The sequence below is a fragment of the Candidatus Villigracilis sp. genome (assembly GCF_057083605.1).
This window is the reverse complement of record NZ_JBXMTI010000117.1, coordinates 1-12,180: the sequence shown is the minus strand read 5'-3', so window position 1 is coordinate 12,180 and position 12,180 is coordinate 1. Positions and strand designations below refer to the sequence as shown.

The window sequence follows — 12,180 nt, the reverse complement described above, 5'->3', positions numbered from 1 at the left end:
AAACCTTTTTTCTCGATCATCATGCCCATCTACAATGTCGAAAGATATCTGGATGCCGCCATTCAAAGCATCCTGGGTCAGACCGATAAAGATTTCGAACTGATCCTCGTGGAGGATGGGTCTACGGACTCCAGCGGTCAGATCGCAGACCGCTACCGGAACCTGGACTCCCGGATCGTTCTAATCCGCCAGCCCAATGCCGGTTTAAGTGCGGCCCGAAATACCGGGTTGGAACGGGCCCAGGGGCAGTACGTGTATTGTATCGATAGTGATGACATGCTGGACCCGGCGGCGCTTCGGTATGTACATAAGATCATCACGCAGCATGGGCAGCCGGACGCGGTCATGTTCAAGGCCCAGCCGTTTCTCGATGACGTTTTTGCGGAGAACGAAGGCCAGGCGGAACTTCAGCTGCATGCGGGTTATTACAAAGACGTCCTGGAGGACGGGCTGTATGCAGGGCCCGACCTGTATCTCCAAATGCGGCGCAGGCACAACTTCCTGCCCAGCGCCTGGCTGTACACGATCAGAGCAGATTTTCTAAAAGAGACCGGGCTTAGGTTCGTCGAAGGCATCGTGAACGAGGACGAGGTATTCTCAAGGCAATTGTGCTTTCGCGCCCGCAACATCTACCTGACCAACGAGAAGTTCTATCAATATCGCTTACGCAAAGGCTCGATCATGCAATCGGGGGTCTACCGGCACAGGGTACTTTCGCTGATCATGGTGGCCGAGGAGGTCCATGCCTTATATAACAAAGAGCATATACCCGAGTTGGCAGCGGATGCCTTGCGGTTCTACAACGCGGCCATTGGTTTCCAGCAAAAATATTTCCCAGCCAACCCGGAAATTGCGGCGCGTCTCATTTCCTCCAGCCTGTTCACGCCCAATCTGCAAAAGTTTACGCCCCTCGGGCAGGATTTTGAAATGCACGTCCCTGCGCCGGAAGCCCCTCGCTACACCGATCGCCCCCACCAACCTTTGACGACGCGCATAGTGTCCAACTACATGCTGGATGACAGCATTTTCTTCGACCTGGGGGCCGGCTATGGATATTTCGCACTGCTCGCCGCAAGCCGTGCCAAGGCAAAAAAGATCGTGGCGGTCGAGCCCGACCCATTCGCGTTCGAGATCCTGTCCCGGAATGCCGGACTGAACGCCTTTCAAAACCTGGTCATCCATCACCAGCCCCGCCTCAATAGTGGGGCAAAACAAGACGACAGCGATTTTCTATCGTCTTTCGACGACGGTGTTGCCAACCTGTTCCTCAAACTCAGCGCCAACGGCCGTGAGGCGGCGGTCTTGGCGGAGATCAAAGCACTGATCAAGCGCATATTTCCCAGGATCAGAATGGTCGTTGAATACGACCCAGAAAAGATGGAACAATCCGGCTCCACGCCCGAGGAACTGTTGAAAGCGCTGTTCGAACTCGGTTTTGAGGTCCTCGCCATTAACGAGGCGGCGCAGGTCATCTGCAAGGTTGAAACGGGGCGCCCGGTCGAAGTTCCGGAGCCAGCCCCGGGTCAGAGCGGAGCCGCCGTTCTCCAACTCCTCTGCCTGCCGAAAAATTCGCCGACCAGCGTTCTCTTCTTTTCACACAGCAGTCTCTTGTATGGCGCCGAAAAAAGCCTCCAGGTCCTTGTTGCCGAGTTGCCCCGGCTGGGCATGGTACCGACCGTGGTATTGCCTTTCGACGGTCCTTTGAAGCAAGCGCTTGAGGCCAGGGGTGCAGTGACGTTGGTCCACCCATACGGTTGGTGGTCCGATCAGGATCGTCTGGAGGCTGCCGAAAGTCAACCGCGCCTGGCCAGGGATCTCAGAGCCCTTGAAGAACAACTGCTGCCACTATTACAGCAGGTTAACCCAGATATCATCCTCACCAACACCTCCGTCATTCCCTGGGGAGGTGTGGTCGCTTTTCTGCTCAACAAACCGCATCTCTGGTATGTGCATGAATTGGGTCTGCCCGAACACGGTATCAATTTCTTTTATCCGCGCGAGATGATTACAGAGTATATTCAGGCAGGGTCAAACCTCGTTATCTCAAATTCTGTTTTCACCCGAACAAAACTCTTTGGCGACTCTACACAGGTGCCCACCGAGATCGTTTATCCGTTCAGTGAACTGGAACAAAAGGTGTCGCTGGAGACAGAAAGGTACTATCAAAAGCCGGATAGTTTCAAATTGGCCTGCCTGGGAGCGATCTCCCCCGGAAAGGGACAGGCGGATGCGATCCATGCGCTCAAGGAACTGGTCGCCGCCGGCAGGCATGTTGAACTGGTTCTGGCCGGCGATGCGGATATCGAATATCACCAGCGGTTGCTGGAGCTGATCGCGTCATTCGATCTGGGGTCTTGTGTCCATTTCGTCGGTTTTCTGAAGCATCCCTATACCTTGTACGAGCAGGCGGATGCGATCGTAATCAGTTATCGCGACGAACCCTTTGGGCTGGTGACCCTCGAAGCCATGCGCCTCGGAAAACCGGTCATTGCGGCTGCTTCGGGCAGTTCGCTCGAACTGATCGAGGATGGGCAGGAAGGGCTGCTGTATCCTCCCGGCGATGCAAACCAGCTAGCCGAACGGGTAAAAAGATTGATGGATGAACCCAAACTAAGCAGCGCGTTGGGCGCCAATGCCGCTGTCAAAGCGCGGCAAAAGTTCACCCGGGAAGCTACTGTTACGAAGTTTTTCGAGGTCCTTCGCCGGGTAACCGGTGAATCGAATCGATCGTCGCGGGTTTTCCCGTATTGGATCAGGGAGTTGGAGAATATCATCTGGCAGACGCGCCTGATTGAAAAAGAGGCCCAAAAGGATGCACAACTTGCCCAAAAGGACGCACAACTCACGGAAATCTATTCCAGTCGGGGCTGGAAACTGGTCCTATGGCTGCGCAGGGTGCGCTCATGGCTTGCGGCAGGCAGACGAGGCTGATCGCGCTTGTGAGCCACGATTAGGATGACAGGAAAACAAAGGCTGTTTTGAAACCAGCGGTTTCGTGTTGTATAATGCGTTCCCGCAAGTGATCATAATGCGTAAAATAAAGGGCAAATGAAGGCGTTTATTTCTTTTCTCCAAAAGATCCATCAATACCGGTACCTGATTTTTCAGATGATCAGGCGTGAGATATCCCGTCGTTATCAGGGTTCGGCGCTGGGCTTTGCCTGGTCCTTTCTCAATCCACTGTTGATGCTGTTTGTGTATACCTTTGTTTTCTCCTTCGTCTTTAACGCGCGCTGGGGAACTGGTGCGGCCGCGGAAAGCCGGGCGGACTTTGCCATCACGCTGTTTTCAGGGCTGATCGTTTTCAACCTGTTCGCCGAGATCATGAACAAGGCCCCAACGCTGATCCTCGAAAATGTGAATTTTGTAAAAAAAGTGATCTTTCCCCTGGAGATGCTCCCACTGGTATCCATCGGTGTGGTTCTATTTCATAGCTTTATCAGTTTGCTGGTCCTCATGGTGGCCCAACTTCTTCTGAGCCACCACCTCCCCTTCACGATCGTCTATTTCCCGGTGATTCTGCTCCCCTTGCTGCTGTTGGGGTTGGGCGTAAGTTGGTTCCTGGCGGCCATGGCCGTCTATATCCGTGATGTCACCCAGCTCACCACTGTCTTAACCTCTGTGCTCCTGTTCGTTTCGGCGGTGTTTTTCCCGATCACGGCCCTGCCCGAGAAATACCAGGCGATCATGCGGCTCAATCCGCTCGCCATCATTGTCTCCGACAGCCGCAATACACTGGTCTATGGTCTTCCCCCCTCTTGGGGAACATTGGGCCTCATGACAATCCTTGGGGTGGTTGTGGCCTCCGCAGGGTATTGGTGGTTCCAAAGAGCGCGGAAAGGGTTTGCCGATGTCCTCTAGTGACCTGGCGATTCGGGTCACAGACCTGAGCAAATGTTATCAGATCTATGCCAAGCCGATCGATCGGCTCAAACAAGCGCTGGCACCCAGAGTGCTGGGAGTTTTGGGCAGGTCAGCGCGGGTCTATTACCGTGAATTCTGGGCTTTGCAGAATTTGTTTTTGGAAGTAAAAAAAGGCGAGACCCTCGGCATCATCGGCAGGAACGGCTCGGGCAAATCCACCCTGTTGCAGATGCTGTGCGGAACACTGACACCGACCAGTGGCACGATCGCGACCCAAGGCCGGATCACAGCCCTACTTGAATTGGGTTCCGGTTTCAACCCGGATTTTACCGGGCGCGAGAATGTATTTCTCAACGGGGCGATCCTGGGCCTGCGGCAGGAGGAGATCGAGTTCCACTTTGATGCCATCGCAAATTTTGCCGATATCGGCGACTTCATCGAACAACCGGTAAAATTCTATTCCAGCGGCATGATCGTCCGTCTGGCTTTCGCCGTACAGGCCATGGTGGATCCGGACATATTGATCGTGGACGAAGCCCTGGCGGTCGGCGATGAGAAATTCCAGCGCAAATGTTTTCGCCGCCTGGATGAGTTAAAGCAAAACGGTACCTCGATCCTGTTCGTATCCCATTCCATTCGTCAGATCACCGAATTGTGCGACCGCGCCCTGTTGATCGAACAGGGCCGGCGGTTGCTGCTGGCCGACCCTCTTACCGTGGTACGAGCCTATCACCAGATCATCTATGCCAACCCGGCGGAGCAGGCGCGTCTGATACAGGAATACCAGGAGTTGGATCGAGGCGGCGTCGTAAGAGGGGAAACCTTGGTCGATGCCCTGCCCGAAGATAGCGTTCCCCTCCCCGAGGAACTGGCACCGCATCCGGAAACAGAAGAGCAAATACCTGAAATTGATTTTTACCAAAGCGATCTGCTTCCCCAGTCCACAGTTGTTTATCCCCTCCAAGGCGCACGGATTGACAGCATAACGATCTACAATAGCCTGCGACAGAAGGTGAACAATCTGTTGGTCGGCCGGGAGTACCATTTCGAAATTCAGGGCACGTTCCTGGAAGCGCGCGAGCTGGTATCCATTGGAATGCACATTCGCGCCCTCACCGGCGTGGAGATCACCGCTTTGGGTTATCCAAGCCTGGGGCAATATTTCCAGGGCGTGAAACACGGTCAAAAATTCCGGCTGGTCCACACAATCACCATGCGCCTGACACCGGGCACCTACTTTGTCGGCGGAGGGATCGCCTCAACAACCGAGCCCAGCGTGATGCATAGGGTACTGGATGCGATCATGTTTCGCGTCCTGCCGCAAGCGGACCGCCGCGCCATTGGCTATGTGGACTTGTCGGTGGGCGAACCGGAGTTTGAAATCCATGAACTGTAAGCAGGAACATTTAGGAAAGTAGGAGATAATTATGCCAGCCAGGGAGCCATTAACTGTTTTCACAATCTGCTCAAGGAACTTTACGGCCTATGCCAAAACGCTGTTTGAGTCACTGAGACTGCATCATCCGGATGCAAATTTTTACCTGTTCCTGTGTGATGAGGTTGACTCCGGCTACGATATCACCTCCCTGCCCTTCAGGGTGGTGACACTGGCAGAGTTGGCTATCCCCAATATCCGGGAGATGGCAGAGCGCTACAATATCACTGAATTCAATACAGCCATCAAGCCGTATGCATTTTCCCACCTTTTCAAGAAAATAGGTGTGGACCGCGTCCTTTACCTTGACCCGGATATTTTGATCATCAGCCCATTAATAGAGGTTGTGGACGCATTTGCAGATGGCAGCGAGTGCATCCTCACTCCTCACATCCTACAGCCGGCGGAAAATGTCGAGATGAGCGATATACGCATGTTGCAATTCGGCATCTACAATTTGGGGTTTATCGGGCTCCGGAACACTTCAGATGTAATTCGTGTCGTTGAATGGTGGGAACGTCAGCTCGTAGAAGGCTGTGTCATTGATCTTGCACGCGGCCTGTTTGTGGATCAAAAATGGGCAGACCTGTTTCCAGCCTTCCTGAAACTCACCACCGTCCTGCACCACCCGGGTTACAACATAGCATACTGGAATCTGTCTCAACGTACCATTGAGCGGATTGACGGCAATTGGCAATCGAACCGACAAGCGCTTAGATTTGTCCATTTCTCCGGCAATAAGCTCGATGATCCCGTGTTTTTCTCCCGTCATTCAGGTGTTTACACCCGGGATAATATTGGAGACCTCAGGCACCTGCTTGATTTTTACCATGAACGCATCCATGCCAATGGTCATGCTGACTATTCAAAGATTCCCTATTCATTTGGATGGAACGGCGTAAGCGGTGTCAATCTGCATACACCCGAACCGGCCACCACCGCCGCTCCACCTGTTACCCGCTCGTCGATCAGACGTTTGGCTGACAGAATTCGATCCTACTGGAAATTTGCGCGTACTGCGGCCCACATGTCAGGAGGTTGGTTGGGCCTGGGGTATAAATTCATTCGTGCACTCCAGCGGGGAGGACTTTCCGCCTTTCGGCACAGAATCAATCTGGTAAGGTCCTATATGAATGCCCTGCCCGACTCGTCAATTCCAGCCTCACCCCAGCTTCCAACCGGGCAGGCACCCAAATGGATGCCCCGCCTCCTTTTCATCGACTGGTCAACGCCCAGACCCGACCGGGACGCGGGATCATTATCCGCTTTTCAGATCATGAAGATCTATATAAATCTTGGGTACGATGTTACGTTTATCCCGAACGATCTCCAATACCTTGGGGAATATACCGAAGCGCTGCGCTCGCTCGGCGTTCGATGTCTTCACAAGGCAGACGTAGGAAGTTTGAGCGATCATATTAAAAAAGAAGGAAAATTCTACGATTTCATAATGCTCTGCCGTGCGCCCATTGCCGCACCTCACATCGCCGATATCAGAAAGTTCGCACCCACTGCCAAAATCATTCTAGATACTGTTGATCTCCATTATTTACGGGAAGTGCGGGAGGCCGAGATCGATGGAAAACCAGAGAAGATCGCTGCGGCTAAAAAAACCAAGGACTGGGAGCTCGATATCATCAGCCAGTGCGATATCACCATTGTACTCAGCCCGATCGAGCAGGAAATTCTGCATAAGGAACTGCCAGACACCGATGTCCGGTTAGTGCCACTCATATTCGTCGAGGCTGAATATGGGTATCCGGCATTTCATAACCGCAAGGACATTCTTTTCATTGGTAGTTTCCTGCACACTCCCAACATCGATGCAGTTTTATTCTTTCACGAAAAAATCTTACCCCTCGTTCGCAACGCAATCCCAGACGTTACGTTTCACGTCATAGGTAATGCACCACCAGCTGAAATATCCGCGCTGCACGGCCGCTCAGGAACGCTCGTGCACGGCCACGTCAAGGATATTGCACCAATGTTCCAAAATTGCAAGTTATCGGTTGCACCGCTGCGTTTCGGTGCCGGGATCAAAGGCAAGATCGCGACCAGTCTCGCCTATGGATTGCCCGTCGTTGCGACCAGCCTGGCCGTGGAAGGCATGGAAATCGAAGCAGGCAAACATGTCCTAGTTGCAGATGAACCGCAGCAATTTGCCGATGCACTTGTGAGTGTTTACAAATCTGAAGATCTTTGGAATCAGCTCAGTCAAAATGGTCATGAGCAGGTACTCCAGGCCTTTTCATCCGCTGCAGGTCACCGCCTGATCTCCCAGTTTATGAAGGACATCAACCCAAAGCATAAACAGATGGATCGTCATGTTCTCAGGTCGTATGAGGAATATGAACTGCTGCGCCGGGCAATTGCGCCTGAATTACCTGAACGCAAAGCCATCGAACTTGCGCTGATCCAGCATGACCAGCCCAACTTTTTCATCAAGGGCTTCTGTGCGGTCTGTGGTACCGAGAGCACATTTAACACCAGTTTCATGTATTCCTACGAAACTACGGACGATGGCAAGCCCATACCCAACTGGCGCGAGCACCTGGATTGTGTCCAATGCGGGTTTACCAATCGTATTCGCGCCTCCATGCATGTTTTTTATCATCAGGTAAGACCTGCATCCAATGCCAAGATCTACATCACTGAACAGACCACACCGCTGTACAAATGGCTGAAAAAACGCCACTCCAAACTTGTTGGAAGCGAATATTTTGACAATGAGATTCCATTTGGCACAAAGAAAAACGGCCTTCGAAATGAAGACTTTACAGCTTTGACATTTGCCGACAATTCTTTTGACTACATTTTGTCATTCGACGTCCTGGAACATGTTAGTGATGATCTTTCAGCCTTTGCAGAGGCCTATCGCTGCCTGAAGCCCGGGGGGACCTTTTTATTCACCGCCCCCTTTGCAAAAGAAAAAGCTGAGAAACTGGTCCGGGCCAGAATATTGTCAGATGGTTCCATCGATTACATCCTGCCGCCCGAATATCATGGCAATCCAATTGACCATGAAAATGGGTCTCTATGCTTCCGTTATTTCGCCTGGGACCTGATCGAAGACTTGAAAAGGGCAGGGTTCAAAGACCCGAAAGCCTTAAATTACTGGTCACGGGATTATGCCTATCTTGGCGGAGAGCAATTCATCTTTATTGCGAATAAGTGAACGCCTTAAAAGGAACATGGCATAATGAACCATAAGGCTCGACAACTCATCCTCCACTTTGGTTTTCCCAAGACAGGAACAACCGCACTTCAGCGTACCCTTTTCAATCACCGCGACCACCTGCTCAAGAGTCACAACACGTTGTATCCCGGCAGCTCTGAAAATCATTTTTATCTTCGAGCCCTGTTTGCAGAACGACCGGAATCCCTGTTTCAGATCCAAATGCTGGGATTAAATGACCATCGGGCTATTTCTGATTTTCTTGAAAGCTATCGTCAGGAAATCTTGACAGAGATCAATACAACCAAACCCGACCGCATCATTATTTCCTGCGAGGCATTCATAACCATGCCCCTGGACGAACTAAAGAAATTGCAGGTATTCCTCAAAACCCTTGCCGAAGAAATCGTCTTGTTCGCCTACGTCCGTGATCCATGGGGAGAGGCTGTTAGTCTGCTCCAGGAGCAGATCCTGACAGGTTACGGAAAAAAAGAGGCCAAATTCATGTATGCCCATCCTCCTCCTCTGATAATCAAAAAAGTGGAGGCGGCTTTTCGTGTGCGCGCCATCATTGCCCCTTATGTAAATCAAGCTGGAGACTTAAATGTAGTGGTGGATTTTTGTCACAGATTTGAACTTCACAGCTTGATGCAGATTGCCCAAGAGTACACCAATGTGAGGAGCGGCATGAAGTGGGAAGCCACCTGTGTATTGCTCCAGCTCAATCAACTCTATCCAGTATTCAATGAGGACAATAGTTTTGTTTCGGATCCGGCTCGCGATCTGATGAGAGATATCATTCGGAATTCTCCGCTATCCAGAACCCCGCTACGCATCTCAACGAGAGCAGCCAAAAGGATCTACGAAAACAGCAGATCCGATGTCGAGTTCCTGGAGAAATACTATTTCAACGGCACGAAATACTTCACTGAGCGTTACAACACCCTACAAACTACCGAATTTGACGATACACTGACCATTTCAGCCTTTGATCCTGAACAACTTTCGGAGTTTCTTCTGTCATGCATGCACCTGCTGGCCCAACGCAGTATTGATCGCGATAGCGTAACCCGAGAACGCGACAGATTAGTCCTGGAACTTGAAGAGATAAAAAAAAGCAGGGCATGGAAGTTTGCATCGCTTATTCGAAAAATCCGGGAGTTCTTTAGCCCGCGGAAAAGTCACAACAAAAGCGCATAAAAAAAGTGAAAAGCATGCACAAGACAGTGCTCAAGGATCTCAAAAAATCAAAACTATTCAGGGTAACCTTAATTGCCTAACACTTCAATGTATCATGCTGAGCGAAGCGAAGCATCTCTACTGCTGTCACAGAGACCCTTCGCTGACGCTCAGGGTGACATTTTGTAAGGCAACTTATGGTTAACCTGAATAATAAAATCCGTTGATCGCGCAGAACTCCGATCGATAATGAGAACGGATCCTTGTGTTTCCGATATTTTCCCTGGGATTGGTCCAGGACATGAAAAAACAGGCTCAAGAATCCACGGATTCTAAATTACTGGTACGGGATCATGCCTATCTTGCGGAGAGCAATTTAATCATAAGGGTCCTAAATCTGCTACCTTATGGCTAAGGCTCCGCCGAAAAACTACCTTTCTGTCACGCCTAGGTCTAGCAACATGCAGTTTTTTAGTATCTAAAGAATAATACAAGTACGAAAGTAAATCTTAAAAGACCTTCTTCAAGGTATATTTCCGTGGTTTGTTTGTCTTGCACAAACAAATTGTTAACCAGTGAGTTTTTTGGTTACGTTGATATAATATTACAAATGGTCAAGGGAGAACTAATAGCAGCGATTGTATTGTCTGGTAGTGCTAGACATTAGTTGTCCGCCAATTTGATATAAGTGATTGGAGCAAAGTAATGAATGACAACAACTCGATCGAGGATGAAATAGGCAAAGCAAGTTGGTATCATTCGTTTGAGGTCCTTCCTGGAGTTATCACTCCAGGGCAGCATTTCATTAATGCAAGCAAGATATTTGATGATCGTTATACCCTTCCACAAGACTTGACCGGAATGATGGCGCTTGATATCGGCGCATTAGATGGTCCATACTCCTTTGAATTGGAGAGACGAGGCGCAACTGTAACGGCCTTAGATATTCAGAATCCAGACCATACTGGATTTAATACAGCAAAGCGTATCCGCCAATCAAACGTTCGCTACGTGCAAGGTAATGTATATGACCTGTCTGCGTTATTTACCCAGAAATTCGACATTGTTCTATTCCTCGGCGTATGGTATCACCTAAAAAATCCTATTGCAGCGTTCGAGCAATTGAGTGATGCGGTAAAGGATAGGGGGTTGCTTTTATTAGAAGGAGAGGCTTTTGTCAACTATGCTCAACTGCCCGACGGAACCGCTTCCCCGGAGCATAAACTGATTAAGGCCATGGCAAATTCAAACTTACCAATTTCCTTGTTCTACTCCGGAGAATACAAAAAGGACAAATGGAGTTGGTATATTCCTAATCTTGCCTGTATAAAAGAATGGTTGTTTGCGAGCGGATTTGAATTAATTAATTATGGGTTTACTAACAAGTATCCTCATCAGCGGTTATATGGAACAGCACAAAAAGCGCAAAACCCTATTACTACAGTTGATAATCCCGTGTGGTAGGTAACACCTGGGCAACATGAAATTCACTATTCATACACGAAAATTTATGTGCCTACTATTATTTTTGCAAATTCAACATCTCTGAGGCCAAACGGGCGAAGTATTACAAGAAATATTTAATGAATACCTCGACTAACTGAAGTCCATTGAATTTAATGATACTCTTTGCCCCACTTTCAAGCCTGAACGCTTCGGAATTTCTTTTGCCATCCCATGTGAAAATGCCGAACAAGTAACTGCCCGTTACAAAGCCATGCACGTCCCCCGGCCATATTAGAAGCAATCTAATCTTCCAAACCCGTAAAGTCGCATTATTTTTACAAAACCACGCCAAAATCTGCATCAGAAAATAATTTCCGAAATCGCATGCTCCAAAATTTGATAATCATTTGCCAATACCATCGATAAAAGCAAAAACACCGCTCAAACCCGAAACTAATAAATCATACCCGCATTTAGAATGTTTATACCAGATGTCTCTATTATCATCGTTTACTGGAACAGTTCCGCCCACTTGTTACATTGTCTATCTGGATTACACAGACAAACTAATCATAGCTTTGAAGTAATTATCATAGATAATGGCTCTACAGATAGTGGCACATTGGGACTGGAAGGAAAGTACGCCAGTACAAACATTCAAGTAGAATACCTTGCATCAAACTTAGGCTTTGCCGCAGCCAACAACATTGGCGCCCACCTCGCTCGTGGCAAGTGGCTCGCCCTGCTCAATGCTGACGCTTATCCTGAACCGGATTGGCTCGAGAATTTATTGAAGGCGGTAGAGGATAACCCGGAATACACTGCCTTTTCATCCCGACAAATCCAATTTAACGCGCCACAACTTCTGGATGGCGCAGGCGATGTTTACCACATCAGTGGGCTCGCGTGGCGCAACGGCTACCAGTTCTCGGTCAAAACTCATGGTCTTGAAAAGAAAGAAGTCTTTAGCGCCTGTGCCGCCGCAGCATTGATCTCCCGTGAAGATTTCCTGGCTCTCGGCGGTTTCGATGAAGACTACTTCTCCTATTTCGAAGATGTGGATTTGGGATTTCGCCTCCGT

At 49.8% G+C, this 12,180-nt stretch carries 7 protein-coding genes; all 7 read left to right on the top strand.

Annotated features, from left to right (window positions below):
- The first annotated feature begins 21 nt into the window (after positions 1 to 21).
- Positions 22 to 2,931 carry a glycosyltransferase gene (locus AC14M5_RS17600; protein WP_484031005.1) on the top strand — a complete coding sequence of 970 codons (2,910 nt, stop codon included), beginning with the start codon at positions 22 to 24 and terminating at the stop codon, positions 2,929 to 2,931.
- A 117-nt stretch (positions 2,932 to 3,048) separates the two neighbouring features.
- Positions 3,049 to 3,861 carry an ABC transporter permease gene (locus AC14M5_RS17595; protein ID WP_484031004.1) on the top strand — a complete coding sequence of 271 codons (813 nt, stop codon included), beginning with the start codon at positions 3,049 to 3,051 and terminating at the stop codon, positions 3,859 to 3,861.
- Positions 3,851 to 5,260 (top strand): ABC transporter ATP-binding protein, encoded by a 1,410-nt coding sequence (locus tag AC14M5_RS17590; RefSeq protein WP_484031003.1) that lies wholly within the window; start codon positions 3,851 to 3,853, stop codon positions 5,258 to 5,260. Before AC14M5_RS17595 ends, AC14M5_RS17590 begins: the two co-directional genes overlap by 11 nt.
- Positions 5,261 to 5,291: 31 nt before the next feature.
- The gene (locus AC14M5_RS17585; RefSeq protein WP_484031002.1) at positions 5,292 to 8,474 is read left to right on the top strand and encodes a glycosyltransferase; all 3,183 of its coding nucleotides are present in this window, start codon (positions 5,292 to 5,294) and stop codon (positions 8,472 to 8,474) included.
- 24 nt (positions 8,475 to 8,498) lie between these two features.
- On the top strand, positions 8,499 to 9,674 hold the full coding sequence (locus AC14M5_RS17580) for a hypothetical protein (RefSeq protein WP_484031001.1): 1,176 nt from the start codon (positions 8,499 to 8,501) through the stop codon (positions 9,672 to 9,674).
- Positions 9,675 to 10,358: 684 nt separating this feature from the next.
- Positions 10,359 to 11,117: a class I SAM-dependent methyltransferase gene (locus AC14M5_RS17575; RefSeq protein WP_484031000.1), complete on the top strand. Its 759-nt coding sequence runs from the start codon at positions 10,359 to 10,361 to the stop codon at positions 11,115 to 11,117.
- A gap of 460 nt (positions 11,118 to 11,577) precedes the next feature.
- The coding region (locus tag AC14M5_RS17570) for a glycosyltransferase family 2 protein (RefSeq protein WP_484030999.1) at positions 11,578 to 12,180 on the top strand (603 nt) is incomplete at its 3' end.